General features: G+C 60.1%; 25 protein-coding genes. 13 read left to right on the forward strand and 12 right to left on the reverse strand.

Features of this window, described 5'->3' with window-relative positions:
* Nucleotides 1–8 precede the first annotated feature (8 nt).
* Both FW800_RS16300 and glsB read left to right on the forward strand, forming a co-directional pair.
* Nucleotides 9–353, forward strand: coding sequence for a hypothetical protein (locus FW800_RS16300; protein WP_078821121.1), 345 nt, complete (start codon nucleotides 9–11; stop codon nucleotides 351–353).
* Nucleotides 354–408: 55 nt separating this feature from the next.
* On the forward strand, nucleotides 409–1,317 hold the full coding sequence (gene glsB / locus FW800_RS16305) for a glutaminase B (protein ID WP_446437980.1): 909 nt from the start codon (nucleotides 409–411) through the stop codon (nucleotides 1,315–1,317).
* 173 nt (nucleotides 1,318–1,490) lie between these two features.
* Here glsB and FW800_RS16310 read toward each other — a convergent pair whose 3' ends face one another.
* The 4 genes from FW800_RS16310 to FW800_RS16325 all read right to left on the reverse strand — a co-directional run bounded on the left by FW800_RS16310 (nucleotide 1,491) and on the right by FW800_RS16325 (nucleotide 5,486).
* The gene (locus FW800_RS16310) at nucleotides 1,491–1,730 is read right to left on the reverse strand and encodes a DUF6124 family protein (RefSeq protein ID WP_446437981.1); all 240 of its coding nucleotides are present in this window, start codon (nucleotides 1,728–1,730) and stop codon (nucleotides 1,491–1,493) included.
* Between the two features lie 428 nt (nucleotides 1,731–2,158).
* Nucleotides 2,159–2,926 carry a methanethiol S-methyltransferase gene (gene mddA, locus FW800_RS16315; RefSeq protein ID WP_446437982.1) on the reverse strand — a complete coding sequence of 256 codons (768 nt, stop codon included), beginning with the start codon at nucleotides 2,924–2,926 and terminating at the stop codon, nucleotides 2,159–2,161.
* A gap of 189 nt (nucleotides 2,927–3,115) precedes the next feature.
* The gene (locus FW800_RS16320; protein ID WP_032876231.1) at nucleotides 3,116–4,360 is read right to left on the reverse strand and encodes a saccharopine dehydrogenase family protein; all 1,245 of its coding nucleotides are present in this window, start codon (nucleotides 4,358–4,360) and stop codon (nucleotides 3,116–3,118) included.
* A gap of 28 nt (nucleotides 4,361–4,388) precedes the next feature.
* Nucleotides 4,389–5,486 (reverse strand): carboxynorspermidine decarboxylase, encoded by a 1,098-nt coding sequence (locus FW800_RS16325; RefSeq protein ID WP_103734394.1) that lies wholly within the window; start codon nucleotides 5,484–5,486, stop codon nucleotides 4,389–4,391.
* A 288-nt stretch (nucleotides 5,487–5,774) separates the two neighbouring features.
* On the opposite strand from FW800_RS16325, the gene metE reads away from it, so the two are divergent.
* A complete protein-coding gene (gene metE / locus FW800_RS16330) occupies nucleotides 5,775–8,063 on the forward strand; it encodes a 5-methyltetrahydropteroyltriglutamate--homocysteine S-methyltransferase (protein WP_446437983.1) in 2,289 nt (762 codons plus the stop codon).
* Nucleotides 8,064–8,534: 471 nt separating this feature from the next.
* Here metE and FW800_RS16335 read toward each other — a convergent pair whose 3' ends face one another.
* Complete coding sequence (locus FW800_RS16335; RefSeq protein WP_446437984.1) at nucleotides 8,535–9,689, reverse strand: DUF1624 domain-containing protein; 1,155 nt, start codon at nucleotides 9,687–9,689, stop codon at nucleotides 8,535–8,537.
* Nucleotides 9,690–9,760: 71 nt separating this feature from the next.
* On the opposite strand from FW800_RS16335, the gene FW800_RS16340 reads away from it, so the two are divergent.
* Both FW800_RS16340 and yfcF read left to right on the forward strand, forming a co-directional pair.
* On the forward strand, nucleotides 9,761–10,303 hold the full coding sequence (locus FW800_RS16340) for a DUF924 family protein (protein ID WP_446437985.1): 543 nt from the start codon (nucleotides 9,761–9,763) through the stop codon (nucleotides 10,301–10,303).
* A gap of 94 nt (nucleotides 10,304–10,397) precedes the next feature.
* Entirely contained in the window at nucleotides 10,398–11,030 is a 633-nt protein-coding gene (gene yfcF / locus FW800_RS16345; protein ID WP_446437986.1) for a glutathione transferase, read from the forward strand.
* Here yfcF and FW800_RS16350 read toward each other — a convergent pair.
* Nucleotides 10,989–11,273 (reverse strand): hypothetical protein, encoded by a 285-nt coding sequence (locus FW800_RS16350; protein WP_032876218.1) that lies wholly within the window; start codon nucleotides 11,271–11,273, stop codon nucleotides 10,989–10,991. The two genes, yfcF and FW800_RS16350, sit on opposite strands and share 42 nt — an antisense overlap.
* Before the next feature lie 137 nt (nucleotides 11,274–11,410).
* Between FW800_RS16350 and FW800_RS16355 the strand changes: the two genes are divergently transcribed.
* Nucleotides 11,411–12,055 (forward strand): ATPase, encoded by a 645-nt coding sequence (locus tag FW800_RS16355; RefSeq protein ID WP_446437987.1) that lies wholly within the window; start codon nucleotides 11,411–11,413, stop codon nucleotides 12,053–12,055.
* A 45-nt stretch (nucleotides 12,056–12,100) separates the two neighbouring features.
* Nucleotides 12,101–12,442: a hypothetical protein gene (locus tag FW800_RS16360; RefSeq protein ID WP_032876214.1), complete on the forward strand. Its 342-nt coding sequence runs from the start codon at nucleotides 12,101–12,103 to the stop codon at nucleotides 12,440–12,442.
* Nucleotides 12,443–12,579: 137 nt separating this feature from the next.
* Here FW800_RS16360 and FW800_RS16365 read toward each other — a convergent pair whose 3' ends face one another.
* Both FW800_RS16365 and FW800_RS16370 read right to left on the reverse strand, forming a co-directional pair.
* Nucleotides 12,580–13,326 (reverse strand): creatininase family protein, encoded by a 747-nt coding sequence (locus FW800_RS16365; protein WP_032876212.1) that lies wholly within the window; start codon nucleotides 13,324–13,326, stop codon nucleotides 12,580–12,582.
* A 30-nt stretch (nucleotides 13,327–13,356) separates the two neighbouring features.
* Complete coding sequence (locus tag FW800_RS16370) at nucleotides 13,357–14,070, reverse strand: murein L,D-transpeptidase catalytic domain family protein (RefSeq protein ID WP_446437988.1); 714 nt, start codon at nucleotides 14,068–14,070, stop codon at nucleotides 13,357–13,359.
* Nucleotides 14,071–14,110: 40 nt separating this feature from the next.
* Between FW800_RS16370 and FW800_RS16375 the strand changes: the two genes are divergently transcribed.
* A complete protein-coding gene (locus tag FW800_RS16375; protein ID WP_446437989.1) occupies nucleotides 14,111–15,706 on the forward strand; it encodes a L,D-transpeptidase family protein in 1,596 nt (531 codons plus the stop codon).
* Between the two features lie 37 nt (nucleotides 15,707–15,743).
* Here the strand turns inward: FW800_RS16375 and FW800_RS16380 are convergent, their stop codons facing one another.
* A complete protein-coding gene (locus tag FW800_RS16380; RefSeq protein ID WP_446437990.1) occupies nucleotides 15,744–17,135 on the reverse strand; it encodes a sensor histidine kinase in 1,392 nt (463 codons plus the stop codon).
* Complete coding sequence (locus tag FW800_RS16385) at nucleotides 17,113–17,796, reverse strand: response regulator transcription factor (protein ID WP_005787712.1); 684 nt, start codon at nucleotides 17,794–17,796, stop codon at nucleotides 17,113–17,115. The genes FW800_RS16380 and FW800_RS16385 overlap by 23 nt, the downstream gene beginning before the upstream one ends.
* Nucleotides 17,797–18,188: 392 nt before the next feature.
* On the opposite strand from FW800_RS16385, the gene FW800_RS16390 reads away from it, so the two are divergent.
* On the forward strand, nucleotides 18,189–19,094 hold the full coding sequence (locus tag FW800_RS16390; RefSeq protein WP_446437991.1) for a hypothetical protein: 906 nt from the start codon (nucleotides 18,189–18,191) through the stop codon (nucleotides 19,092–19,094).
* 101 nt (nucleotides 19,095–19,195) lie between these two features.
* On the opposite strand, the gene FW800_RS16395 is transcribed toward FW800_RS16390, so the two are convergent.
* Nucleotides 19,196–20,431, reverse strand: a complete 1,236-nt coding sequence (locus tag FW800_RS16395) for a multidrug effflux MFS transporter (RefSeq protein WP_446437992.1) — start codon at nucleotides 20,429–20,431, stop codon at nucleotides 19,196–19,198.
* 92 nt (nucleotides 20,432–20,523) lie between these two features.
* On the opposite strand from FW800_RS16395, the gene pdxR reads away from it, so the two are divergent.
* Nucleotides 20,524–21,936: a MocR-like pyridoxine biosynthesis transcription factor PdxR gene (gene pdxR / locus FW800_RS16400; protein WP_446437993.1), complete on the forward strand. Its 1,413-nt coding sequence runs from the start codon at nucleotides 20,524–20,526 to the stop codon at nucleotides 21,934–21,936.
* Nucleotides 21,937–21,943: 7 nt separating this feature from the next.
* Here pdxR and FW800_RS16405 read toward each other — a convergent pair whose 3' ends face one another.
* Nucleotides 21,944–22,852, reverse strand: coding sequence for a MurR/RpiR family transcriptional regulator (locus FW800_RS16405; RefSeq protein WP_446437994.1), 909 nt, complete (start codon nucleotides 22,850–22,852; stop codon nucleotides 21,944–21,946).
* Nucleotides 22,853–23,136: 284 nt separating this feature from the next.
* Here FW800_RS16405 and FW800_RS16410 point away from each other — a divergent pair, with 284 nt between their 5' ends.
* From FW800_RS16410 to iolB, 3 genes are all read left to right on the forward strand, one after another.
* On the forward strand, nucleotides 23,137–25,074 hold the full coding sequence (locus FW800_RS16410) for a bifunctional 5-dehydro-2-deoxygluconokinase/5-dehydro-2-deoxyphosphogluconate aldolase (protein ID WP_446437995.1): 1,938 nt from the start codon (nucleotides 23,137–23,139) through the stop codon (nucleotides 25,072–25,074).
* A gap of 107 nt (nucleotides 25,075–25,181) precedes the next feature.
* The gene (gene iolE / locus FW800_RS16415; protein ID WP_148853672.1) at nucleotides 25,182–26,069 is read left to right on the forward strand and encodes a myo-inosose-2 dehydratase; all 888 of its coding nucleotides are present in this window, start codon (nucleotides 25,182–25,184) and stop codon (nucleotides 26,067–26,069) included.
* 3 nt (nucleotides 26,070–26,072) lie between these two features.
* Nucleotides 26,073–26,861 carry a 5-deoxy-glucuronate isomerase gene (gene iolB, locus FW800_RS16420; RefSeq protein ID WP_005787728.1) on the forward strand — a complete coding sequence of 263 codons (789 nt, stop codon included), beginning with the start codon at nucleotides 26,073–26,075 and terminating at the stop codon, nucleotides 26,859–26,861.

The raw sequence follows: 26,861 nt of genomic DNA on the forward strand, positions 1-26,861 counted from the left end.
ACTCAAGTATGCGCACGTTATGGACGCGGTATCTGGCGTTGCTGGACAACGACCTGAGCACACAGATCTTCGACAACGTAAAGAACCTGCTGGTGTGCGCGCTGTTGTTCGCAGCGGGGACCAATACGCTGGTGGGGCAACAGGAGTTGTTTATCGGGGTGTTCGCCTCCAACGTCGCCGGTGGGGGGCTGATTATCCTCTCGACGCTGTTGATGTTGCTGAACGTCAGTGACGGCATTCGAAGGCTGGCCAAGTTGCGCTATCACCTGGCGCTACAACTGTTGTTGATCCTGGTGTACGTGGTGGTTGCCGAGCGGGTGGTAGAGATTGTGTGGGGCTTCCGCGCCCATTGACGTATCCTGCGCGCCTGGTTTTTCACTGATTCAAACAAAGATGACAGGACAAGATATGCAGGCGCTGCTCGAGTCGATTCTCGACGAAGTGCGCCCCCTGATCGGCCTCGGCAAAGTGGCCGACTACATCCCTGCGCTGGCCGACGTGCCCGCCGACCAACTGGGCATTGCGGTCTACGGCAACGATGGCACGGCTTACAGCGCCGGTGATGCCGACACACTGTTCTCGGTGCAAAGCATCTCCAAGGTCTTCAGCCTGGTGCAGGCCATCGATCACGGCGGCGAAAGCATCTGGGAACGCCTGGGCCATGAGCCCTCAGGACAACCGTTCAACTCCATGGTGCAACTGGAATTCGAACGCGGCCGCCCGCGCAATCCGTTTATCAATGCCGGCGCTCTGGTGATCTGCGACATCAACCAATCGCGCTTTGCGGTGCCGATCTTGTCGATGCGCGACTTTGTACGGCGCCTGTCGGGTAACCCGCAGATCCTGGTCAACAGCGTGGTCGCCGAGTCCGAAGCCCAGCACGGTGCGCGCAATGCGGCCATGGCCTACCTGATGAAATCCTTCGGTAATTTCCATAACGACGTAGACGCGGTGCTGCACAGCTACTTCAACTACTGCGCCTTGCAGATGAGCTGCCTGGACCTGGCCCGGGCGTTCAGCTTCCTCGCCAACGAAGGCGTGAGTGCCCACAGTGGCGAGCAGATTTTGACAGCGCGCCAGACCAAGCAGGTGAACTCGATCATGGCCACCAGCGGGCTGTATGACGAAGCGGGCAATTTTGCCTACCGCGTCGGGTTGCCGGGCAAGAGTGGGGTAGGTGGTGGGATCGTCGCGGTGGTGCCTGGGCAGTTTACGGTGTGCGTGTGGTCGCCGGAGTTGAACGTAGCGGGGAATTCGCTGGCGGGGATGAAGGCGTTGGAATTGTTGAGTGAGCGGATTGGGTGGTCGGTGTTCTAGGGGCGAGTGGAACGCTGATCAACAGGCGCTATAAAAACACAATGTGGGAGGGGGCTTGCTCCCGATAGCCGTGTGTCAGATATAAATTAATTGACTGACGCACCGCTATCGGGAGCAAGCCCCCTCCCACATTTGCATCTTCAGTGTTTTGGGGAGTGGTGTACGGCCTGGCTTTATGTGGCGGGGCAGGCTTCATCCAGGACTTTGTCTACCAGCAACTGCACACCTTCGAGCATTCGGCAGATTGCCAGCGCAACATTGCGTTGGGGGCCGTCGATTTCGAAAGCGAGTTGGGTGGCGATGTCGGTGATCGAGGCCAGGTCTTGGGAGGCGTTGATCAGCAAAGTTTCCGTGCCGAGGTTGGGGCGTACTGTAAAGAGTTTTTCTGGGGGATTGGGAGTGTCTTTGATCATGTTGACGGTCCTAAGATTAGTGGAGCTGCCAACATTCGCGGTCAAGCAAAGAGGGTGGCAGCTGTACGCGGGTTGACCGACCGGCAATCAAAGGAAATCCGGCATACCCGAAGGTATCCCGCGTACAGCCGCCGCGACACGATACCTCAGACACAAAAAAAACGCCTGAAATAGGTTTCGGGGTGACAGTACTTCAATTAATCGGACGGTCAAATCCGGTCACTGAATTGGCAGCGACGGTCCAGAGATTAGTCAGCGCTGTTCCGAGCGACAACCTGAAACAGTTGTGGGAAACGTCCGAGCCCCCCAAACCGGCATCCACACTGTAGGAGCGAGCGTGCTCGCGAAAAACTCACAGGCCCAGCGCTCATCCGGGCTACCCGCGTTATCGTTGGCGATCTTCGCGAGCAAGCTCGCTCCACAGGAGGCTAGCGGCGCCGCTTTTTGAGTTGCGGCACAATCATGCCCACCTCACGCTGATAGCGTTGATAGGGCTCACCAAACTGCCCCACCAGATCCCTTTCTTCGAAACGGGCACCGATGAACACATAAACCGACATCCCCAGCGCGAACAATAGATGGCCTGCTGTCATATGCGGCGTTGCCCAGAACGCGATCAAAAATCCCAGGTACAGCGGGTGACGCACGATCCGGTAGAGCAGCGGCGTTCTGAATTTCAGCGTTTTCTGCCGAGTGTTTCGCCAATGATCAACGGCCTGTTTTAACCCGAACAGCTCGAAGTGACTGATCAGGAAGGTTGCCAGCAACACCATGCCCCAGCCCAGCCAGAACACACCTGACAACAGTGCCTTGGCCCAAGCCGCTTCAACCTCCCAGACGGTGTATGGAATGGGGTGCCACAGCCAGAACATCAACCCAAGCACCAGGCTGCTGAGCAGCACATAGGTGGAACGTTCAGCCACGGGGGGAATGAGTGTGGTCATTGTGTTCTTGAAGCTTCTACGTGCCATGAAGCTATGCTGGGCACCGAACAGAATCATCAGCAGGCCGTTACTCAGCGCTGCGAGCTGCCAGTTGACAGGTTGCCCATCGTTAATGGCTTTGGGCACCAGCACGCTACCAGTGAAGCCTATAAGGTATAAAAACGCGGTCAGGAAAATCAGATAGCAGGCAATGCTGTAGAGCAGCCAGGCCAGCTGTACCGTGAGGTCGTTGGTTTGTTTTTGCGGACTCATGACGATTCCTTTCGCACATGGTGAGGGGATAAGTGAGTCAGACTAGTGGAATTTGTGCGGCCCTTAACCTGTGAGAATTGACAGTTGCTTAGATGGATTGGCGATTATCTTACGTGGATTGTGGTGTGCTTGCCTAAACAAAAAATGCGCCCCTGGGGGCGCATTTTTTGTCAGTCAGCAATCACCTATTCAGGCAATCGCATCCCAAGCGCGATCACCGTTCTCGTCCTTGATCCGAGTCGGTAAGCCCATCACGTCCAGCGCTTTCAGGAACGGCTCAGCCGGCAGTTCCTCGACGTTGGCCATGTGCTTCACATCCCATTCACCACGCGCAACCAGCAGCGCTGCGGCTACCGGTGGTACGCCTGCGGTGTAGGAGATGCCCTGGCTGTCGGTCTCGGCAAAGGCTTCTTCATGGCAGGCCACGTTGTAGATGAACATCTCGCGTGGTTGGCCGCCTTTGGTGCCTTTGACCAGGTCGCCGATGCAGGTCTTGCCGGTGTAGCCCGGGGCAAGGGATGACGGGTCGGGCAGCACGGCCTTGACCACTTTCAACGGCACCACTTCCAGGCCTTCGGCGGTCTTGACCGGTTTTTCAGAGAGCAGGCCGAGGTTTTTCAGCACGGTGAACACGTTGATGTAGTGCTCGCCAAAGCTCATCCAGAACCGCACGTTGGGCACGTCGAGGTTTTTCGACAGCGAGTGCACTTCATCGTGGCCGGTGAGGTAGAGGTTTTGCGAGCCGACTACCGGCAGGTCGTCGGTACGTTTGACTTCGAACATGGTGTTGCTGGTCCACTGGCTGTTCTGCCAGCTCCACACCTGCCCGGTGAATTCGCGGAAGTTGATTTCCGGATCGAAATTGGTGGCGAAGTATTTGCCATGGGAGCCGGCATTGACGTCGAGAATGTCGATCGAATCAATGCGGTCGAAATGCTGTTGCTGCGCCAGCGCGGCGTACGCGTTGACGACACCCGGGTCGAAGCCCACGCCAAGGATGGCGGTGATGTTCTTCTGTTTGCATTCTTCCAGGTGATTCCATTCGTAGTTGCCGTACCACGGCGGGGTCTCGCAGACCTTGCCCGGCTCTTCGTGGATGGCGGTGTCGAGGTAGGCAACGCCCGTGTCGATGCAGGCACGCAGCACCGACATGTTGAGGAACGCGGAACCTACGTTGATGACGATCTGCGACTCGGTCTCGCGGATCAGGGCCTTGGTCGCTTCCACGTCCAGGGCGTTCAGCGCAAAGGCCTGGATATCGGCGGGTACCTTGAGGCTACCCTTGGCCTTGACGCTGTCGATGATGGCCTGGCATTTGGAGATGTTGCGCGACGCGATAGCAATACGACCGAGTTCGTCGTTGTGCTGCGCGCACTTGTGGGCCACCACCTTGGCGACACCTCCTGCACCAATGATAAGAACGTTCTTTTTCAATTGCTTTATTTCTCCTATATCCGCCAGCTTAGGAAAGGCTGGACAGGTAGTCGTCGTAACCAAATTCACGAACCACCTCGACTGTACCGTCGAGTTGTTTCACTACGATGGACGGCATTTTCAGGCCGTTGAACCAATTTTTCTTGACCATGGTGTAGCCCGCGGTGTCGATGAACGACAGCCGATCGCCGATGGCCAGCGGACGATCAAATTGATACTCGCCGAAGATGTCCCCGGCCAGGCAGGATTTGCCGCACACCATGTAGGTATGTTCACCCTCGCTCGGCGCCAGCTTGGCGTTGAGGCGATAGATCAGCAGGTCCAGCAGGTGGGCTTCGATGGAGCTGTCTACCACGGCGAGGTTCTTGCCGTTGTAGAGGGTGTCGAGCACGGTGACTTCCAGGGAGGCGCTATTAGTGATCGCTGCTTCGCCGGGTTCCAGGTACACCTGCACGCCGTACTTCTCGGAAAACGCCTTCAAGCGCGCGCAGAACGCGTCCAGCGCATAGCCTTCACCGGTGAAATGGATGCCGCCGCCGAGGCTGACCCACTTGACCTTGTGCAGCAGCTCACCGAAGCGTTCCTCGATGGTGCCGAGCATCTTGTCGAACAGGCTGAAGTCGCCGTTCTCGCAGTTGTTGTGGAACATGAAGCCGGAGATCTGATCGATCACGGCATCGATCTTCACCGGGTCCCACTCGCCCAGGCGGCTGAACGGGCGCGCAGGGTCGGCCAGCAGGTAATCGGAGCTGCTCACCTGCGGGTTTACGCGCAGGCCACGGGTCTTGCCTTCGCTGCGCTCGGCAAAGCGCTGCAGCTGGCTGATGGAGTTGAAGATGATCTTGTCGCAGTTCTCGAGCATCTCTTCGATTTCATCGTCGGCCCAGGCCACGCTGTAGGCGTGCGCTTCACCTTCGAACTTCTGGCGACCGAGCTTCAACTCGTACAGCGACGACGAGGTGGTGCCGTCCATGTATTGCTGCATCAAGTCGAACACCGACCAAGTGGCAAAACACTTGAGCGCCAGCAGAGCCTTGGCGCCGGACTGCTCGCGCACGTAGGCAATCTTCTGCATGTTGACCAGAAGCTTCTGTTTATCGATGAGGTAGTACGGCGTTTTGATCATTTTTGAGAGCCTGCGGCGGTGCCTGCCAAAAAAGGACACGCATTGTGCCCGCACTTGGGGCAGATCGAAAGGTTAGCGGGCGGAAATTGCGCGCTCGCGTTTAAGCATACGGAACGAGTGTGACCGTTCGTTAGGATGACGGTAATAACTGCCAGTGCGGTTATGGGCAATGCGCAGTCGTACGAACATGAATGGATCTTGTGATGATCTAGAATTAAATGAGTTTGTCTCACTATTGCCGACTGCCGACAATGAGCGCCATAAACATCGACATTGGAGCTTTACGTCATGGCAGTCGCTCATTCCCTCGGATTTCCGCGCATTGGACGCGATCGTGAACTGAAAAAAGCGCAGGAAGCGTTCTGGAAAGGCGAGCTCGACGAAGCCGGCCTGCGCGCCGTTGGCCGTGACCTGCGCAAGACCCACTGGGCGCTGCAAAAACAGGCTGGTATTGAACTGCTGCCTGCTGGTGATTTCGCCTGGTACGACCAGGTGCTGACTCACTCGCTGATGTTTGGCGTGATCCCCGAGCGTTTCCGCCCGGCCGATGGCCACGCCACGTTGCACACCTTGTTCGCCATGGCTCGCGGCGTCAGTGACAACTGCTGCGGCGGTGCTCACGCCCAGGAGATGACCAAGTGGTTCGATACCAACTATCACTATTTGGTGCCGGAGTTCAGCGCCGATCAGCAGTTCCATCTGGGTTGGGATCAACTGTTCGAAGAGGTCAAGGAAGCCCGTGACCTGGGCCACACCGTCAAGCCTGTCGTCATTGGCCCACTGACCTACCTGTGGCTGGGCAAGGCCAAGGGCGACGCTTTTGACAAGCTTGATCTGCTTGAGCGCTTGCTGCCGCTGTACGGGCAGATCTTCCAGCGCCTGGCGGACCTGGGCGTTGAGTGGGTGCAGATTGATGAGCCGATCCTGGTGCTCGACTTACCGCAGGACTGGAAGAACGCGTTTGAGCGTGCCTATAACCTGATCCAGCGGGACCCGCTGAAAAAACTGGTGGCTACCTACTTCGGTGGCCTGGAAGAAAATCTCGGCCTGGCGGCCAACTTGCCGGTGGATGGCCTGCACATCGATCTGGTGCGAGCACCGGAACAGTACCCGACCATCCTGGATCGTTTGCCGGCCTATAAGGTGTTGTCCCTGGGCGTGGTCAATGGCCGCAACGTGTGGCGTTGCGACCTGGAGAAGGCCCTGGCCACGTTGCAGCATGCCCATGAGAAGCTCGGCGATCGCCTGTGGGTCGCGCCGTCCTGCTCGTTACTGCACAGCCCGGTCGACCTGGGCCGTGAAGACAAGTTGGATGCCGAGTTGAAAAGCTGGCTGGCCTTTGCCGTGCAAAAGTGTGAAGAAGTGGCGCTGCTGGCCCAGGCTGTCGACCAGCCCGAGGCACCCGCTGTACTTGCCGCCCTGGCTGAAAGCCGTGCCGTACAGGTTGCTCGCCAGGCATCGACACGGATCCACAAGCCTGCCGTACGAGCCCGCGTCGCCGCCATCACCGAGCAGGACAGCCAGCGCCAATCGCCGTTTGCCCAGCGTATCGAGAAGCAGCGCGCCGGCCTGAACCTGCCACTGTTGCCGACCACCACCATCGGTTCGTTCCCGCAGACCGCGTCGATCCGCCTGGCGCGCCAGTCGTACAAGGCTGGCAAGTTGAGCGAAGCTGAATACGTCGAAGCCATGCACAGCGAGATCAAGCACGCTGTCCAGGTGCAGGAAAACCTCGGCCTGGATGTGCTGGTGCACGGTGAGGCCGAGCGTAACGACATGGTCGAGTACTTCGCCGAACAACTGGATGGCTACGCGTTCACTCGTTTCGGCTGGGTGCAGAGCTACGGTTCTCGTTGCGTGAAGCCGGCAGTGATCTTCGGTGACCTGAGCCGACCGAAAGCCATGACCGTGGAGTGGATCCGCTACGCCCAGGGGCTGACCGACAAGGTATTGAAGGGCATGTTGACCGGCCCGGTAACGATGCTGATGTGGTCGTTCCCGCGGGAAGATGTGAGCCGCGAAGTGCAGGCCCGGCAACTGGCCCTGGCGATTCGTGACGAAGTGGTGGACCTGGAAGCCGCCGGCATCAAGATCGTGCAGATTGACGAAGCCGCGTTCCGCGAAGGGTTGCCGTTACGCCAGGCGCAGTGGCAACACTACCTGGACTGGGCTACTGAAGTGTTCCGCCTGTGCGCCTGCGGTGTGCGCGACGAAACCCAGATCCACACTCACATGTGCTACAGCGAGTTCAACGATGTGATCGAGTCGATCGCGGCGATGGATGCCGACGTGATTACCATCGAAACGTCGCGTTCGGACATGGAGTTGCTTGATGCCTTTGAAGCCTTTGACTACCCGAACGACATCGGCCCTGGTGTGTATGACATCCACTCGCCACGGGTGCCGGATGTATCGCAGATGGCTAACTTGCTGCGCAAGGCCGCCAAGCGGATTCCGGCAGAGCGTTTGTGGGTCAACCCCGATTGCGGCTTGAAGACCCGCGGTTGGCCGGAGACGGAGGCGGCGCTCATTCACATGGTCACCGCCGCCCGCCAACTGCGCGCCGAATTGGCCTGATATTTTCTGCAAGTGTGGGAGGGGGCTTGCCCCCGTGGCGGCCTGACAGCCGAAGCATCTCTACCCGACACCCCAGGATCTAAATGTGGGAGGGGGCTTGCTCCCGATGGCGGCCTGACAGCCGACACAGTTATACCGAGTACATATCCATTCCTGCGGTAACGGCTGATATTGGTTCCGCTTTTACAGCGGCTCACTTTTGAAAAGCGCAAAAGCAAAAACGCTCTTGCCCCACCACTCGGCACCTCGCCTAGGCTCGGTGTGCCCGTAATCCGACACTGATTTGGGGGGCCGCCTAAGATCAAGATCAAAAGCAGATCAAGAGCGGCTCGCTTCGCATCGTGGTTACGGTCGACAGCTACAAAGTTGTGTAGATACCTATGCCCCGATAGCGGTAGTTCAGCCAAGGAATTGGAACTGATCCACCGCTGTCGGGAGCAAGCCTCCTCCCACATTTTGAGCCGCGTCAGGTCAGAGGTACTTGAGCCAGGCGATATCGCGCCGGCGCGCTTTGAGCCCGGCAAACCAACGTACCGGCGGGTATAGCACCAGCGGCAACACCAAAGCTGTCAGCCACACCGCCCCGATGCTGTCGAAGCCGAAATAGTTGCCGTGGTTGAGCCCAAACCACGCCACACAGGCGACATACAGCACCTTCAACACATACAGATGCAGTAGATAAAAGAACATCGGCGCTGCGCCAAACACCGCCAGCACGCCAATCCAGCGCTTATGCCCGGCGCGCTCGAATGCCAGCAAGAGCAACAATCCAACCCCCAACGTCAACGCCAGGAACAACAGCGACGGCGGGTACTTGGTGATGTTGAAGAAGCTCATCAGGGTCTGCACGCCATTGTCATACACGTACCAAGGCTGCTCGCCGTAGCCATTGACTGCCCGCAGCAGCACAAAACCCATTAATGCCGCCACACCCGCGATCAGCAAATGACGCTGACGCACAGCCGGTAGTGCGGTAGCGGCAAACCATGGCCCGAATCCATAACCCAGGGCGATCACACCGATCCACGGCAGCACCGGATAAGTCACGCGCAGACGCAGGTCTTCCGACGCCTCGATCCAGCTGCGCTCATGCAGGATTGACCAGCCAATCTGCAACGCCGAATCCTGGGCAACGTGCACTCCGTCGAGCAGGTTATGCCCGGCGATGATCACCAGCGCCAAGCTGATCAGCAGCGGGCGCGGCAACCACACCAGTACTGCGAGGGCGATCATGCTCACGCCGATGGCCCAGATCACTTGCATATAGATCACACTGGGCGGCAACTGGAAGGTCCACGCAAAATTGACCAAGGTGAATTCCAGCACCACCAGAAACAGCCCACGCTTGAACAGAAAGGCCGACACATCGCGTCGTCCCTGATACTTCTGGCCGTACAGCCACGCCGACAATCCGGTGAGCAACACAAATACCGGCGCACAGAGATGGGCGAGGGTGCGGCTGACAAACAGCGCAGGCTCGGTGCTGTCGATGCTCATGGGGTCGCTGACTTGACGGTGCAGCAGGAAGGTTTCACGCACGTGGTCCAGTAGCATGAACAGGATCACCAGGCCGCGCAGGGCATCGATGGACTGCAGGCGTTGGCGTAAGGTAGTAGCGTCAGTCATAAGTGGGAATCACAAGCGGGCAAATAATTGACGTTATCCTATAACATTTATCGAGGCGCATGATGATCAGCATGAAGACGCAATCAGCCGAGGCCGTGATCGAATTCTGGAAACAGGCGGGGCCCAAGCGTTGGTTCGCCAAGGACGATGGCTTCGACACAGTTTTTCGCGACACCTTCTACGCCACCCATATGCAGGCCGCACGACGCGAACTGGAAGATTGGCTGGCCTGCGCCGACGGCGCGCTGGCGTTATTGATCCTGCTGGACCAATACCCGCGCAACGCCTTTCGCGGCACTGCGCATATGTTCGCCACCGACCCGCTGGCGCGTCTGTATGCGCAGCAGATGGTGGATGCCGGGTTGGATCAACAGATCGATCCCCAGTTACGCGCGTTCTGTTATTTACCGTTTGAGCATTCGGAAGACCCGCAAGACCAGCAGCGCTCGTTGGTGCTTAACCAGCAGTTGGACGCCAGCACCTATCACTGGGCCAGGGAACATGCCGATATTATCCAGCGGTTTGGGCGCTTTCCCCATCGCAATGCGGTGTTGGGCAGGGTCACCACCGAGCAGGAGCACCTGTTCCTCAAAGCGGGTGGTTTCGCTGGTTGATGCTATTCCCACCAGGAATGCCCCCATAAAAACCCTGCATTGTCCTTATCGACCTGAATCTCGTAGCGTGGCGTTTCATTTTCGGAGATAGCCCATGAGCCAACCCCCGCTGCGCCTCTACGTTGATTCGCTGTTCACCAGCCCCTACGCCATGTCGGTGTTCGTTGCCCTGCGGGAAAAAGGCCTGACGTTCGCCACGGTCCCCCTTGACCTGGATGCTGGGCAAAACCAGTCGGCAGATTACGCCCAGCGCTCCCTGACCCAACGGGTACCGACTCTGGAGCACGGTGATTTTACGCTGTCGGAATCTTCGGCAATCACTGAGTACCTGGACCAGGCGTACCCCCAGATCAGCGTTTACCCGGCTGATCTGCAGCAGCGGGCGAGGGCGCGGCAGGTTCAGGCATGGTTGCGCAGCGACTTGCTGCCGATTCGCCAGGAACGCTCGACGCTGGTGGTGTTTTGCGGGCAGAAGATGCCGCCTCTATCGCCGGTGGCTCAGGCTGCTGCGCGTAAGTTGATCGGCGCGGCGCAGGTTCTCCTGGCAGGCAACCCTGAGCATTTGTTTGGCGAGTGGTCGATCGCCGATGTAGACCTGGCGGTGATGCTCAATCGCCTGATCCTCAACGGCGACCCCGTGCCGGCCGAGCTGGTGATGTACGCGCAACGCCAGTGGCAACGGCCGTCAGTGCGGGAGTGGGTCAACCTGCGACGGCCTGTGCTCTAGCTGCCACTCTTCCTCGACACGTCGGTCCAGGTCCTCCCAGTGGGCCATGCCCAGCACCCGCATGGTGTTCAAGCCCCGCAGGTAACCACGCAGTTGCTGGGCGCTGGCCGAGCGTTGTTTGGCGTCGGCGCTTGGGTCCAGCAGCACTTCTTCATACTCGACCAGGTAATCGGCGACCCGCTCGCGAAATTCCGGCAGTACGGCATCGCGGATACGGTCGAAGGTTTTCTGGTAGGGCTTCATGGCGGGGTCCTTATAGGTTTTATGGGCTGCCTGACACTATCGGTTCAAATGATAGTCACCATCAAGGATCACAAGTTCTGTTTTTTCGCCAAGCGCGCAGAATCTGCTCATCCAGACGCAGCTCAAGGAAATGCGCGATGAGGACGATTATCCAGCTTGCTTTAATGGCCCTGATGTTGGGCACCACCCTCATGACCACCCCGGCGATTGCCGATGAGCTGCGTACAGGCCATTTGCTGCCGCTGGCCGCTAGCGTAGAATCCCTGCAACGCACCCAGAGGGTAGGGGTGTTGTTCAGCGAAAATACCCGCGACAACCTCATCTACCTTGAGCGCTACCATGCCATGGCACTTAACGGCGCCAAGGATGCTCTGGATGGGCGGATTCGCCAGGCGTTCGTCAACAGCTCCGATCCCGAGCTGGCCATCGACTGGTTGATGAACTCGCTGCAGGGCGCTTTTTTCTCGGTGACGGTCTATGGCAGCCTGGATGACATGGTGCAGGCGCATCCGGATGTGGTGGTGGTGCTCGATACCCATAACCAATTGCTGACCCAGCGTAACGACCGGGTCGAGGCACGCTTTGCAGCACGCTTCTATGACGCGAACCTGCAATACATCGCCAAGGCCGAAGGTTCGGTGGACAGGCAAGTGCCGTCAGTGTGGGTGCACGGCAAGGCGGCGCCGCAGATTGCCGCGCTGATCGAGCAACAGCGAGATGTACAGCAAGATGCCCTGAAGCAGTTCGATGTGTCGCTCAAGGCCCTGGTTCGCGCAGGTTGATTCGCGAGTGGATGTGAACCCTATTGGTTATTTTCAGGAATCTGTATGCGCTCTTTTTTCGCTCCGGCCCTGGCTTTTGCAGCCTCGTTGCTAACCGGTTGTATCACGGCTCCCAATGCCCCATCGCTGACCCTGCAAACCGACAAGACCCCAGAAGGCTATGTGCAATGCGTATTGCCCAAGCTGGAAAAACACGGCATCACCTCGACCGTGACGCAGAATTCGCGTCACGCCAAGGTGCTGTTGACCAGCAAGATTGCTGCTGATGATGTGCTGGAAGCCTATAAGTCCCAGGACGGCACCAAGGTGTTCCTGTATGAGCGCAAACCGCTGGCCTCGGCGATCAAACCGTCGCGGCTTGAGCAGGCGGCCCAGGACTGCAAGTAAGCCCGTTCTGAAAGGCAATGCATTTCAAAATGTGGGAGGGGGCTTGCTCCCGATGGCGGTGGGTCAGCTACAGATGAGCTGACTGACACACTGCTATCGGGAGCAAGCCCCCTCCCACATTTGGACCAACACTCGGCTCAGGGTTTGGCTTCGTTGCTGAAACTGCTCACGGTCTTGATCAGCCCCAGCGCCGCCAACGCCACCAACTCACCGCCTTTCTCCACCGTCGCCAGCGCAGGGTCCGAACCCATGCGGCCATCGGGGAAGCGCGCGCGAAAGTCCAGCGCCTCGCGGATCGGCCCGGTGTTGGCAATTTGCGGTGAGTAATCGGCAGACTTGATCGACTGCGGGTAAGCCCACTGCGTCACCGCAATCTCCGACGGTGTGGCGTGGCTGCCGTGGCCGACCGGGAACTGGCGCTGGGCCAGGTCGGTGACGCCTTCCAGGTCCCACCAGTTCACCAGCTTCAGCGCAAACCCGGCCGGGCGGCGGGCGAAGCTGGCTTCGGCGTACAGCTCGGAAAACGCCGCTTCGATCGTGGCGATATTGCCGCCGTGGCCGTTCAGGAACAGGATTTTCTCGAAGCCATGCCCGGCCAGCGAACGCACCCAATCGCCAATCGCGGCGATAAAGGTGGAAGGGCGCAACGAGATGGTGCCGGGAAACCCCAGGTGGTGCTGGGCCATGCCGATATTGAAAGTAGGGCCGATCAGAATGTCGGCGTTTTTTTGCGCCTCATGGGCGATGATCTCCGGGCACATCCAGTCGGTGCCCAGCAGGCCCGTGGGGCCGTGTTGTTCGTTGGAGCCGATGGGGATCACGACCGTGCGGCTGCGTTCCAGGAACTGCCCGATTTCGATCCAGGTGCTGGTGTGTAGAAGCATGCGAGGCTCTCTTTTATCTGTGGGGACAGGCTATCCGCCACGGATTGTACGACTACTCGCTACCTGTTGGGGCTTGCAATTGAGGTACGTCGAGGACTTCAACCAGCGCTGGTCGGGGTACCAGGAAAACATGAACTGCCCATCCTTGAGCTTGTCTACCACTTGACGGGCGACCTGCGGGCGTACTGCCGGGCAGCCCTGGCTGCGGCCGATGCGGCCTTCGCGCTTGCTCCACAACGGGCTGACGTAGTCGGCGGCATGGATCACGATGGCGCGGTCGCGCGCCAGGTCATTGAAGCCGGGCTCCAGGCCATCCATGCGCAGCGAGTAGCCATGAGCGCCGAGGTAGCTTTCCTGGGTGCGGAACAAGCCCAGGCTGGATTGATGGCTGCCTTCGAGATTGGAGAACTGGGTGGCGAAGTTTTCCCCGGACTTGGCGCCATGCGCCACCAGGTCACGCAGCAGCAGGGTCTGTTTGCGCAAATCGAAGATCCACAGCCGACGGGCGGTCGAGGGCTGGGAGTAGTCAATAACCGCTAGGCGATCGGAACGTTCTTCGCCGTTATTGACAGCGCACTGCACCGCGCTCAGGGCGCTTTTGAGTACAGTGGGATTGAGTTCTGGAGCCGAGCGCGCCAGGCTGCTATACAAGGAAGGTGGGGTGCCAGTGGCCGCGAGCGCAAAATTGCTCAGTAAAGCCAGGCCCCCGATGATCAAGCCGAGGTGGCGCATAAAAGTCAGCATCTACAGTCGATTCCCCCGCTGTGGAGTGGAGCTAAGTCAATTGTTCAAAAAACACGCATGTTACTTGAGCATTTGCCTGCTCGTTGCACCATTGGTCGCGACAGCCGATGCGCTGGCGCCTGAGCCGCTGCCTGTGACCACGCCTGCGCCCGTCGACCTGGCGCCGGTACAGCAGGCGCTGGCGCAACTGCCCAGCGTCTGCCCCCACCTGGTCTCGCGGGTCGATGCCACCGCCCAAGTGCGCCTGCAAGCCTTTTACCAGCAGCAAGGCAATGCACCGTTATGGTCGGCCGACGAGCCCCGGCAAGCCTTGCAAACTCAGTTACTGATGCTGGCCGACGACGGCCTGGACCCCACCCACTATAGCTTGCCTGCGGTAGATGCCACGGCCAACGTGCTGTGCAGCGATATCGCGACCAGCCAGCAATACCTGCAAGCCCTGCACGATTTGCATTACGGGCGCCTGCTGCAATCGCGCTATGAGCCGCTCTGGCATTCGCAACCGCCTGCGACGGACCCGAACACCGTAGTATTGGCATTTGCCGCCACCGGCTTGCAGGACATGGCCAAAGCGTTTGACCAGGCACGCCCAAGTGCAGACTTGTACCGCAGCCTGCGCAACGTCTATTCCAGCCTGCGCCAGCAGCCTTTACCGCACTGGGACGCGGTGGGCAGTGGCCCGTTGTTACGCCCGGGCATGGAAGACCCGCGCGTGCCGGAGCTGGCGCGACGCCTGCACAGTGGCGGCTATCTGGCCAAGTTGCCCAACGGCAAGCAATATCAGGGCGACCTGGTCAAGGCGGCGAAGGCGTTCCAGCTCAGCCACTCGTTGCAAGCCGATGGCGTGATCGGCGCCGGCACCGTGGCCGAACTCAATATCAGCCCGGCGGTACGCCGCGAGCAACTGCGCATCAACCTGGAGCGTTTCCGCTGGCTGGCCCAGGACCTTGAGCCTGAAGGCGTAGTGGTCAATGTGGCCGCCGCGCAATTGAGCGTGTACCAGAGCGGCATCCCGGTGTGGCAAACCCGCCTGCAAGTGGGCCGCGCCGAACGCCAGACACCGCTGCTCAAGTCGCGCATCACGCGGCTGACCCTCAACCCCACCTGGACCATCCCGCCGACCATCATGCGCGAGGACAAACTCCCGGCTATCCGCCTCAACCCCGAGTACCTGCGCCAGCAAAACCTGCAAGTACTCGACGCCGAAGGTCATCCGCTGACCCCCGAGCAGGTTGATTGGGCGCGCCCTGGTAATATCCTGCTGCGCCAACAGGCTGGCCCGCGCAACCCGCTGGGCAAGATCGTGATGCGCTTCCCCAACCCGTTCTCGGTGTACCTGCACGACACGCCCAGCCAGCCGCTGTTTACCAAGGGGCCAAGGGCGTTCAGTTCGGGGTGTGTGAGGGTCGAGCAACCGCTGCTGCTGCGTGACCTGCTGGTGACCCCGGCCGAACGCACCCGTACCGATGAACTGTTGGCCACCGGCTTGACCCATGAATTCAGACTGGCCACCCCGGTGCCGGTGCTGTTGGGGTATTGGACGGTGGAAGTGGATCGCCAGGGGAGCCTGGTCTATGCGCCGGATATCTATGCGCTTGATCCGGTGTTGATCAAAGCCATGGGAAGTGTGCTCTAGGCACAATGTGGCAGGGGTCTTCATGACCCCATCTGACCTATTCAGGTATCAACTGCTGGCGACATTCCAGCACCAGTCGGGCGCCGCCCAGCTCACTGGTACCGACGTCGAGCTTGAAGCCATGCAGGTTGATGATCGCCGCCACAATCGACAGCCCCAGACCAAAGCCACCTTGCTGATCGTTTTCATCCACCCGATAAAAGCGCTGGAACACCGATGCGCGTTCAGCCGCCGGAATTCCGGGCCCCGAGTCGAGCACTTCAATGCGCGTACTGCCCATATCATTGATCGCTCGCAGGATGACCTTGCCATTGGGCGGAGTGAACTTGATCGAATTGCTCAACAGGTTGGCCAAGGCTTCAAACAACAGGGCGCGGTCGCCCGTTACCCACGGCAGTGATTCGGGAGCCTGCAATACCAACTCCATTTCACCTTCCTCCGCCAGGGGCAGATAAAAGTCATGCAATTCGCGCAGCAACGGCAGCGGGTCCAGCACCAGGAAGCCTGACCTGCGCTGGTGATCTTCCAGTTCGGAAATGCGCAGCAGCCCGCGAAAGCGCGCCATCAGCGTGTCGGTTTCGGCAATGGCGTCATCGAGTTTCACTGCGTGGGCGGAGTCTTCCTCGGCTTGCTGCTTGATGCGGTAAAGCTGTGCGCGCAGGCGGGTGAGGGGGGTACGCAGGTCATGGGCGATGGCGTCGCACACGCCCTTGACCTCGTTCATCAGTTTCTCGATGCGTTCGAGCATGGCGTTGACGATGGCTGCGAGCATGTCCAGTTCGTCGCGCCGATTGGACAGCGGCAAGCGGTGCGTCAGGTCGCCGGCGACGATGGCTTCGGCGCTGGCCTGGATCCCGCGGATGCGCCGCAACGGACGCCGGCGCAGCAGGTGCCAGCCCGCAGCGCCGGGGATGATGGTCAACGACAGCGCCCACAGCAGGGCATGCCAGATGATCCGCGTCACACCGAACAACGAACCGTTGGCGCGCACCAGCACCAGCCAGCGCCCGTCGTCGGTGTGGGTGGCCACGGCGTCGCAGCTGTCCTTGGGCAGCTTGGGGTCATCGGATTCGACGCAATTGGCCAGGGTGTGGATCTTGCCATCCAGGGGCAGGTCCGCCGGTACCGTGCGGATCGGCCCGCTCAAGGGCCGAAACTGCTCATCGAACAAGCCATAAGCATCGACGCCCTTCATGTCGAAGGTCATGCTGGTGGTCAGCGCTTCCACCAGGGCTTCGCCGTCGAAGCGCTGGAACAAGTGCTGGCGTTGCAGAAGAGAATGGCGCGAGAGGTCGCTGAGGTAGCCCGACACCTCGTAATACAGCACCCCCATGAGGATGCAACTCCACGCCACGAACAACGAGCTGTACAGCGCCAGCAGGCGGCTGCTGGAAGAGCGCCAGCCCTTAGAGGGGTTCAGCAATGACATACCCGGAACCTCGTACCGTGCGGATCAGCGGCGTGAGGCCCGGGGGATCGATTTTCTTGCGCAGGCGACCGATGTGCACATCGATCAGGTTGGTGCCCGGGTCAAAGTGATAACCCCAGACTTCCTCGAAAATCATCATCCGCGACAGGATCTGCCCGGTGTTGCGCATCAGGAATTCCAGCAGTTTGTATTCGGTGGGCAACAGGGTCAGCGGCTGCTCGGCGCGGCTGGCTTCGCGGCTGATCAGGTTCAATTCCAGGTCTGCCACGCGCAGGGCGGTTTCGAACTCCTTGACCGTGCTTTTGCGCCGCAGCAGCACTTCGACACGGGCGGCCATTTCGTCGGAGGCGAACGGCTTGGTCAGATAGTCATCACCGCCGGCACGCAGGCCACGTACACGCTCGTCGACATCGGAGAGGGCGCTGATCATCAGGATCGGCGTCGATACGCCAATCGTGCGCAAGGTGGTAACGATGGCCAGGCCATCCAGTTCGGGCAACATGCGGTCGAGGGTGATCAGGTCGTAATCGCCGCTTACGGCGCGGACCAGGCCCTCGCGGCCGTTGTCTACCCAGTCTACGTCCAGTCCATGGCTACTCAGCTCGGCGACGATCTCGCGGGCCGTTACGGCGTCATCCTCGATGGTCAAAATGCGGGTCATAGGATTACCTGGTGAGCGTTCACACTAGAAGTGGACGTCATTTTGCCAAGAAGTTGCTGAATGTTTCCTAAATAAAACTTCATCTTGGCAAAACTGCCACCTGTTCATGACTGGCACGAATCGATGTGGGAGGGGGCTTGCTCCCGATAGCGGTGTCTCAGGCAAGAGTTTGTTGACTGACACAGTGCTATCGGGAGCAAGCCCCCTCCCACATGAATGCATATCGCCCGCCCTTAACGGCCGTTTCTTGCAACTTGCATGACTTTAGTAAGTTCAATTTAATTAACTTATTGAAATACAAGGAATTTAAATTATTTGCCGACTGGCATGGTGCCTGCACTGTCCCTTTTGAGACTTGTAACACTATTTTTCATGCCTGGAGCAAAACAACAATGATCACATCCTCATCCGCGCTGCAAGAGTCAAGCACGCTCTCCGGGGTTTCCTGGGGGGCGATCTTCGCCGGGGCCGCTGCGGCGGCTGCGCTGTCACTGATTCTGGTGCTGCTGGGCTTCGGCCTGGGCTTTTCGGCGGTGTCGCCGTGGGCCGATAGCGGTATCAGTGCCAAGGGCCTTGGCATTACCACGATTGTCTGGCTGGCCTTTACCCAGATCGTCGCTTCGGGCCTGGGTGGCTACATCGCCGGCCGCTTGCGGGTGAAGTGGGCCAACATGCATGGCGATGAAGTGTACTTTCGCGATACCGCCCATGGTTTCCTGGCGTGGGCCGTGGCCACATTGATCACGGCAATGCTGGTGGTCGGTTCGGTCAGCAGTGTCGTCAGTGGTGGTGTGAAAGCCGGTGCCAGCGTTGCGTCGGGCGCCGCCAGTGGCTTGACCCAAGCAGCCGGCAGCGCAGCCAAAGGTGCCGACAGCGGCGACTTCGGCTACTACGTCGACAGCCTGTTCCGCGATGACCGCCCAGCCGCGGTCAGCGACGATGCGGCCCATGCCGTGGTCGGCCGTATCTTCGCCCGGACCCTGAGCAATGACGGTCAACTGGCCGCCGAAGACCGTGCCTACCTGGCCCAGTTGATCACCCAGCGTACCAACCTCAGCCAGGCGGATGCCGAAGCGCGTATCGATAAAGTGTACGGCGATGCCCGTAAAGCCATCGAAGACGCCAAGCTCAAAGCCAAGCAGGCCGCCGAGACCGCCGCGAAAGTGGCTGCCTATACCTCGCTGTGGACCTTCGTGGCGCTGTTGATCGGTGCATTCTTCGCCAGCTTCGCTGCCACCTTCGGCGGTCGCCGCCGGGATGCCGTGGTGTACGTCGAAACCGAAAACTACGTTCGTTAATTCAAGGCCCATTCATTTAAGGAAAGCATCATGCGCTCATTACTGCTGTGGTTCCTCGGCGTGCCGATTCCGGTGATCATTCTGATCGCGATCTTCATGCACTAAACCCGGGCCTGGCTCGGTAAAGGGTGGGAAGGGCTTTGCTCCTTCCCACTTTTCGCTTTGCGCAACGTCAGCCAACTGATGACCAGCAAGGTGCTGGCCAGCGATGTCATGATTACCAACGGTTGTGCAGTGCCATCCGATAGCAGCCCGGTGGCCCAACTGCTCACAGCCGTCACAAACATCTGAATAAAAAAGAACAACCCCGACGCCGTACCGGCAATCGCGCCGTAGGGCTGCAACACCGACAACTGGCAGGCGGGCATCGTCAGCCCCACCGACACCATGATCACCACCATCGGCAACACAATCGCCAGCCAATCCTGCGCCAGCAGTGTCGTGGCCGTCGCAAGCAGTACGCTGCCCAGCACATTCAGGCCGATGGCGAAGCTGATCAAGCGGTCTGCCTCGAACCGCGCTACCAGGCGGCGGAACAGGTTGGCGCCGAACATATAGCCACTGATCGTTGCGGCAAATACCAGGGCGTAGGCGCTCGGCGATAAATCAAAGCCGCGTTGCAGCAACGCCGAAGACTCGCTGATAAACGGAAAATAGGTGCTGTACACGCAGCCGATCGCCAAGGCATAACGCAGGAAATAGCGGTCGCGCAGCAGCTGGCCGTAGATGCTCAGCAAGTGGGTGGGTGGCGCGGCGGCCACTTGTGGCGGACGGGTTTCCGGCAGGCGGCGCTGGACCACCAGGCACAACAGGCTGCCAATCACCGCCAGCAAAACAAACAAACCCCGCCAACCCAAGAGGGGCAACAGCACGCTGCCAAGCACCGGCGCGGCCATGGGCGAGACCGCCATTGCCATGGAGATCAACCCCAGCAAGCGCGCCTGCTCCTGTGGGGCAAAATAGTCGCGCACGATCACCCGGCCTATTACCGTGGTGCAACACCCGCCGAGGGCCTGGAACAGCCGCGCAATGATCAATACCCTCAGGCTGTCGGCCAGTGCGCAGGTGAGGGTTGCCAGTACATACATCGTCAACCCGGCCAGCAACACCGGACGCCGGCCGAAGCGGTCGGTAAGCGGGCCGCTGACCAGCAAGGAAATCGCCGATCCGAGGGTGTAGAGCGTCAGTACCAGCTGCAGTTGGCTATCGGAGGTCTGGAAGTAGTCGGCCATAGCGGGCAGGGCGGGCAAGTGCAGGTCCAGGGTGAGGCGCGGCAAGCCCACCAGGACCGTCAGCAGCGTTAGCCAGAACCAGGGAGCGAGAATGCGTTGCGTCATGGGTGGTTACTTCGCGAGGGGTAGAGCCCGGACTCTAGCGGCGTTGTGGTTTAATCCGCAGAACCACTTGTGCATGGAAGGACTGGACCACTATGAGCCGAGGAAAAGCCGCCTCCAACCTTGACTTGCCGCGCCCGGACAACTTGGGCGAGGGTAAACAGCAGGGCGCCTATGAGGCTTTGCGGGGGGCGATCCTGACTCGGCAGTTGCCGGCCGACAGCCGTTTGCCATCGACCCGTAGCCTGGCCGAGCGCTGGCAGGTTTCGCGCGGCACCCTTGAGGCCGTGTTCGACCGCTTGCACAGCGAAGGCTATGTGCAGCGCGTGGCGGGCTCTGGCACGCGGGTGCGCGCGGTGATTCCCGAGCAGTTCATTGCGGCCCCGGCGTCAAAACAAATGCTGCGCCGCCCGGTTGACCCCGACCCACCCCACGCCGGGGTACAGAGCCATGTGCCCTTTGTCGCACGGCGCCCGGATGCCGGCCTGTTCGACCTGAAAGCCTGGGCGCGTTGCGTCGCCCGTGGGTTGTTGGCCGCAGGCCCTGGTGTACTGGAGGCCGCGCATCCTGGTGGGCTGCCGGCCCTGCGTGAGCACATTGCGGATTACTTGCGCAGTTATCGCGGCATGCACTGCGAGGCGGATGAAGTGATTGTCACCACGGGTATTCGTCATGGCCTTGACCTGATCGCCCGCACGCTGCTCCAACCGGGTGACCTGGCCTGCGTCGAGGACCCCGGCTACACCCCGGCGCGGCGTCTGTTCAAGCTGGCCGGCGCACAGGTGCAGTCGATCCCGGTCACCGCCGAAGGGCTCGATACCGCTCAGTTGCCTGCCCACGCACGACTGGTGTATGTCACCCCCGCGCACCAGGCCCCGCTGGGCGTGACCCTGTCGGTGTCGCACCGTCTGGCGCTGCTGGACTGGGCAAGTCGAGCCGATGCCTGGGTGGTCGAAGACGACTACGACAGCGAGTACAACTACAACAGCGCACCTTTGGCCGCGCTCAAGTCCCTGGATGCGAACGACCGCGTGCTCTACTGCGGCAGCTTCAACAAGAACCTGTTTCCAGGGTTGCGAGTCGGTTTCATGGTGGTGCCCAAAACCCTGCGTCCGTCACTGCTGCGCACCTTGCAACTGACCGGGCATTCGGTGGGCGCCAGCGATCAGTCGGGCCTGGTGGACTTTCTTGGCAGCGGTGCGTTTGTGCGGCATTTGCGCGCTTCGCGTCAGGCCTATCAGGCGCGGCGTGATGCCTTGCTTGCCTGCCTCCCGACGGACGTCACGGTCACTGGCGAGCAGGCCGGGCTGCATTTTGTGCTGTGGTTACCGGCAGGGGGGCCAGAGGCGGATTTCTGCGCCCGCGCCGCCGACGCCGGGCTGAGTTTGCAGCCACTGGGCAAGTTTTGTGTCGATGTAACGTTGCCGCCCGCCGTGATTGTCGGCTACACCGCATTGACCCTCGCGCAGATCCGCTTCCACGGCCGGGCTCTGGCGCAATTGCTGTAGGAGCGCGTCAGTCGTCGAACCCGACCTGCTCATGAATTTCATCCACCTTCAATTCCAACCGATAGGCCACCGCAATAAACAACGCCTGGCACAGGCACAAGGTGGCGCTCAGCGAGCGAAAGGCAAACGATGAGCCTTCATTGACCAACAGCACCGCATTCGCGCGCTTTGCCAGCGGCGACAGGTTGCTGTCGGTGATGATCAAGGTCTTGGCCTGGTGATGCTGGGCAATGCGCAGGCAGTGCTGGGTCTCTTTGCCGTAGGGCGTAAAACTGATGGCGATCACCAGGTCATTGGCGCGCACGCTGCGCATCTGCTCGCGATAACTGCCGCCTAGCCCCGAGATCAGGTGGATGCGCTTGTTGGTGTGCTGCAGGTTGTAGACCAGGTAGTCGGCCACGGCAAAGGAACGGCGCACACCGACCACGTAGATGTTGTCGGCATTGACCACCAGGTCCACGGCTTTTTCGAAGGCGGTATCGTCCAGCTCCAGGCCCAGGCGCTCGATCCCGGACAGGGTGGCGTTGACACACTCACGCGCCAGGTCGCCGCCGCTGGCTTTCTGCGATTTGTTGGCGATCATGCTGCGAATGCGCTGCTGGTAGTTCTGGACCGGCGTGGTCTTGTGGGTATAGGCCTCGCGAAACAGCGCCTGCATTTCGCTGAAACCGCTGAAGCCGAAACGCTGGGAAAACCGCACGATGGCCGAGGGGTGCACTTCGCATTCACGGGCGATGTCACTGATGCGATCGACCATGATCCGGTCGCTCTGCTGGCTCATGTAACTGGCGATGCGCTTGAGCTGGCGCGGCAGGCTTTCGTATTCGTCGGTGATCAGCTGCAACAGGCGTTCGGCATTGATCGGAGGGCTGGCGACAGTTGCTTCCAGGGTGGTCTCGGGATCGGTGCGGGACATGGGCAATCCTTCTGGCGTGTTCGTCTGATGCGCTGATGGGTGGCGCAAGTCTACAGGGTAGGCGCAAAAAAATACCTCGGCATCACGGCCCGCGTGGCCTGCTGAAACGATGCACGGGCGCTGGCGTGCCGCTATTCTGACGTATTGGAAAATATATTCCACTAAAAATAATTATGGAATAAATATTGATTGCCGCCGTCGGACGTTCTAGTCTGCTCCCACCAAGAGCGTTTGCCGCCACTACGGCGGCACAACGCAGGCTGATAAAAATAACAGGAGCCAGCATGGGCCAGACTCGTTTTGCCAGTGGGCGTCAATTGGATCTGATTTGCCTGGGGCGCCTGGGCGTCGACCTCTACGCGCAGCAAGTGGGTGCGCGGCTTGAGGATGTGTCCAGCTTTGCCAAATACCTCGGCGGTTCCTCCGCCAACATCGCCTTCGGCACTGCCCGGCTGGGGCTCAAGTCGGCGATGCTGAGCCGGGTGGGCGACGACCATATGGGCCGTTTTCTGATCGAATCCCTGGCCCGCGAAGGTTGCGATGTCAGCGGCATCAAGGTCGACCCCGAACGCCTCACCGCTCTGGTGCTGCTGGGTCTCAAAGACCGTGAAACCTTTCCCCTGGTGTTCTACCGCGAAAACTGCGCCGACATGGCCCTGCGCGCCGAAGACATCAGCGAAGCCTTTGTTGCATCGAGCAAGGCGCTGCTGATCACCGGCACGCATTTCTCCACCGGCGGTGTGTACAAGGCCAGCATTCAGGCGCTGGATTACGCAGCCAAACACAACGTCAAACGGGTGCTGGATATCGACTACCGCCCGGTGCTGTGGGGCCTGGCGGGCAAGGCCGATGGCGAAACCCGTTTTGTTGCCGACCAGAATGTCAGCCAGCATGTGCAGAAAATCCTGGCGCGTTTCGACCTGATCGTCGGCACTGAAGAAGAATTCCTCATCGCCGGTGGTAGTGAAGACCTGCTCACCGCCCTGCGCACGGTGCGCGAACTGACGGCCGCCACCCTGGTGGTCAAGCTCGGCCCGCAAGGCTGCACGGTAATCCACGGCGAGATCCCTGCGCGGTTGGAGGACGGGGCGATCTATCCCGGTGTGCGCGTTGAAGTGCTTAATGTGCTGGGTGCTGGCGATGCCTTCATGTCAGGCTTTCTCAGTGGCTGGCTCAACGACGCCAGCGACGAGCGTTGCAGCCAGTTGGCCAATGCCTGTGGCGGCCTGGTGGTCTCGCGGCACGCCTGTGCGCCGGCCATGCCCACGCCCGCCGAACTCGATTACCTGTTCAACAGCCCGGCGCCGATCACCCGTCCCGACCAGGATGCGACCCTGCAGCGCCTGCACCGCGTCACGGTGCCGCGCAAGGCTTGGAAGCAACTGTTCGTGTTTGCCTTCGACCACCGCTGGCAGCTGGTGGACCTGGCGCAAAAAGGCGGCCAGGACTTGACGCGAATCAGCGCCATCAAGCAGCTGTTTATCCAGGCCATCGAACGTGTGGAGACCAAGCTCGCCGAGCAGGGCATCGAGGCCGACGTGGGCCTGCTTGCCGATCAGCGTTTTGGCCAGGATGCCCTCAATGCCGCCAGTGGCCGAGGCTGGTGGATTGCCCGCCCGGTCGAAGTGCAGAACTCACGGCCCCTGGCGTTCGAACACGGTCGCTCGGTGGGCAGCAACCTGATTGCCTGGCCCCAGGAACAGATCATCAAATGCCTGGTGCAATTTCACCCCGATGACGAGCCGATGCTGCGCCTGGAACAGGAAGCGCAACTCAAGGCGGTGTATGAGGCGTCCATCGTCAGCGGCCATGAACTGCTGCTGGAAGTCATCCCGCCCAAGGATCACCCCTCCACTTATCCCGACGTTTTGTATCGCAGCCTCAAGCGCCTGTACAACCTGGGCATCTACCCGGCCTGGTGGAAGATCGAAGCGCAGTCGGCCGCCGACTGGAAAAAGCTCGACGAACTGATCCAGGAGCGTGACCCGTACTGCCGTGGCGTGGTGTTGCTTGGCCTGAACGCGTCGGCTGAATGTCTTGCCGACGGTTTTCAACAAGCCCGCCTGAGCACCACCTGCCGCGGATTTGCCGTCGGCCGCACGATCTTCCAGGAGCCGAGCCGGGCGTGGATGGCGGGGGAGATCGATGATGAGACCTTGATCCAGCAGGTACAGGCTACCTTCGAACAACTCATCAACGCCTGGCGCAGTGCTCGAACTTAGTCACACATTCCAAATGTGCAATGCAATCCAATGTGGGAGGGAGCAAGCCCCCTCCCACATAAAGCAGATCTCAGTGATCTCTAGAGAAAACAATAAAAGGTGCAGCCATGCCCGCAATCCGAATTGGCATCAACCCGATCTCCTGGAGCAACGACGACCTCCCGGCCCTTGGCGGTGAAACCCCGCTGAGCACGGCCCTGAGTGAAGGCAAGGACATCGGCTACGAAGGTTTTGAACTCAATGGCAAGTTTCCCAAGGATGCCAAGGGCGTCGGCGACGTGCTGCGTCCCTATGACCTGGCGCTGGTCTCGGGCTGGTACTCCAGCCGCCTGGCCCGTCGTTCGGTGGCCGAGGAGATCGAGGCCATTGCCGGCCATGTCGAACTGCTCAAACAAAACGGTGCCAACGTCCTGGTGTACGGCGAAGTCGCCGATTCGATCCAGGGTTCACGCATTCGCCTGATAGAACGTCCGCGTTTTCATAGCGAACAGGCCTGGCAGGCGTACGCCGACAAGCTCACCGAGCTGGCGCGTTTCACCTTGTCTCAAGGCGTGCGCCTGGCCTATCACCACCATATGGGTGCCTACGTCGAGTCTCCCGAAGACATTGACCAGTTGATGAAGCGCACGGGCCCGGAAGTCGGCCTGTTGTTCGATTCGGGCCACTGCTACATGGGCGGCGGCGAACCCATCGAGGTGTTGCGCAAGCACATCGACCGCGTTTGCCATGTGCATTTCAAGGACGTGCGCAAACCCGTGGTGCAATTGGCGCGCAATCAGATGTGGAGTTTTCCCGATTGCATCGTCAACGGCACTTTCACCGTGCCAGGGGACGGCGATATCGACTTTGCGTCGTTACTGGACGTGCTGCTGGCTGCGAACTACGCAGGCTGGCTGGTGGTGGAAGCCGAGCAGGACCCGGCCGTGGCGCCCAGTTATATCTACGCGAAAAAGGGCTATGACACCTTGCGTGCGCTTCTCAACGAGAGGGTTTGAGTGATGAGCTTGTTGGTCAAAAGCAGCAAACGCGGGCAAACCATGGTTGCCCTGGAGGCGGGGCGCCTGGAGTACGTAGGCTTCGCCGCTTACCGCTTGAGCCTGGGCGAAACCTTGCCGGTCAGCGCGGGCGATCAGGAGCTGTGCCTGGTGCTGCTCAGCGGTCGGGTGAATATCGAAGGCGAAGGCTTCAATTGGCAGAACCTGGGTGATCGCCAGTCGGTGTTCGAAGACAAATCACCGTTCGCCGCCTATTTGCCGCCGGGCACCGACGCCCAGGTCACGGCCCTGAGCGATGTACAGATCGCCGTGTGTGCGGCGCCGGGTGCGGCGGGTTTTGCCCCGCGCCTGATCCGCCCCGAGCAGTGCAAACGCAGTGTGCGCGGCAAAGGCGCCAACACCCGCTACGTCTGCGACATCCTGCCCGACAGCGAGCCGGCCCATTCGCTGCTGGTGGTGGAAGTGCGCACACCGTCGGGGCATTCCTCAAGTTACCCGCCGCACAAACACGATACCGACGACCTGCCGCACCAGAGCTTTCTGGAAGAGACCTACTACCACCAGGTCAATCCACCCCAGGGCTTTGTGTTCCAGCGCGTGTACACCGACGACCGCAGCATCGACCAGGCCATGGCCGTGGAAAACAGCGACCTTGTGGTGGTGCCCAAGGGGTATCACCCGGTCAGCGTGCCGTATGGCTACGAGTCTTATTACCTCAATGTCATGGCCGGCCCCAAGCGCGCCTGGCATTTCCATAACGACCCGCAGCACAGTTGGCTGCTGGACCTTTAG

The organism is Pseudomonas sp. 910_23, from assembly GCF_052850795.1.

Bases quoted from the DNA above. Each gene is read 5' to 3' on its own strand.
- yfcF (WP_446437986.1), top strand. From the start codon at position 10,398: ATGAGCCAACCCCCGCTGCGCCTCTACGTTGATTCGCTGTTCACCAGC.
- iolB (WP_005787728.1), top strand. From the start codon at position 26,073: ATGAGCTTGTTGGTCAAAAGCAGCAAACGCGGGCAAACCATGGTTGCC.
- FW800_RS16340 (WP_446437985.1), top strand. From the start codon at position 9,761: ATGAAGACGCAATCAGCCGAGGCCGTGATCGAATTCTGGAAACAGGCG.
- glsB (WP_446437980.1), top strand. From the start codon at position 409: ATGCAGGCGCTGCTCGAGTCGATTCTCGACGAAGTGCGCCCCCTGATC.
- pdxR (WP_446437993.1), top strand. From the start codon at position 20,524: ATGAGCCGAGGAAAAGCCGCCTCCAACCTTGACTTGCCGCGCCCGGAC.
- FW800_RS16380 (WP_446437990.1), bottom strand. From the start codon at position 17,135: ATGTCATTGCTGAACCCCTCTAAGGGCTGGCGCTCTTCCAGCAGCCGC.
- FW800_RS16405 (WP_446437994.1), bottom strand. From the start codon at position 22,852: ATGTCCCGCACCGATCCCGAGACCACCCTGGAAGCAACTGTCGCCAGC.
- FW800_RS16365 (WP_032876212.1), bottom strand. From the start codon at position 13,326: ATGCTTCTACACACCAGCACCTGGATCGAAATCGGGCAGTTCCTGGAA.
- FW800_RS16395 (WP_446437992.1), bottom strand. From the start codon at position 20,431: ATGACGCAACGCATTCTCGCTCCCTGGTTCTGGCTAACGCTGCTGACG.
- mddA (WP_446437982.1), bottom strand. From the start codon at position 2,926: ATGAGTCCGCAAAAACAAACCAACGACCTCACGGTACAGCTGGCCTGG.
- FW800_RS16360 (WP_032876214.1), top strand. From the start codon at position 12,101: ATGCGCTCTTTTTTCGCTCCGGCCCTGGCTTTTGCAGCCTCGTTGCTA.
- FW800_RS16385 (WP_005787712.1), bottom strand. From the start codon at position 17,796: ATGACCCGCATTTTGACCATCGAGGATGACGCCGTAACGGCCCGCGAG.
- FW800_RS16310 (WP_446437981.1), bottom strand. From the start codon at position 1,730: ATGATCAAAGACACTCCCAATCCCCCAGAAAAACTCTTTACAGTACGC.
- FW800_RS16410 (WP_446437995.1), top strand. From the start codon at position 23,137: ATGGGCCAGACTCGTTTTGCCAGTGGGCGTCAATTGGATCTGATTTGC.
- FW800_RS16370 (WP_446437988.1), bottom strand. From the start codon at position 14,070: ATGCTGACTTTTATGCGCCACCTCGGCTTGATCATCGGGGGCCTGGCT.
- iolE (WP_148853672.1), top strand. From the start codon at position 25,182: ATGCCCGCAATCCGAATTGGCATCAACCCGATCTCCTGGAGCAACGAC.
- FW800_RS16300 (WP_078821121.1), top strand. From the start codon at position 9: ATGCGCACGTTATGGACGCGGTATCTGGCGTTGCTGGACAACGACCTG.
- FW800_RS16335 (WP_446437984.1), bottom strand. From the start codon at position 9,689: ATGACTGACGCTACTACCTTACGCCAACGCCTGCAGTCCATCGATGCC.
- FW800_RS16355 (WP_446437987.1), top strand. From the start codon at position 11,411: ATGAGGACGATTATCCAGCTTGCTTTAATGGCCCTGATGTTGGGCACC.
- FW800_RS16350 (WP_032876218.1), bottom strand. From the start codon at position 11,273: ATGAAGCCCTACCAGAAAACCTTCGACCGTATCCGCGATGCCGTACTG.
- FW800_RS16390 (WP_446437991.1), top strand. From the start codon at position 18,189: ATGATCACATCCTCATCCGCGCTGCAAGAGTCAAGCACGCTCTCCGGG.
- FW800_RS16325 (WP_103734394.1), bottom strand. From the start codon at position 5,486: ATGATCAAAACGCCGTACTACCTCATCGATAAACAGAAGCTTCTGGTC.
- metE (WP_446437983.1), top strand. From the start codon at position 5,775: ATGGCAGTCGCTCATTCCCTCGGATTTCCGCGCATTGGACGCGATCGT.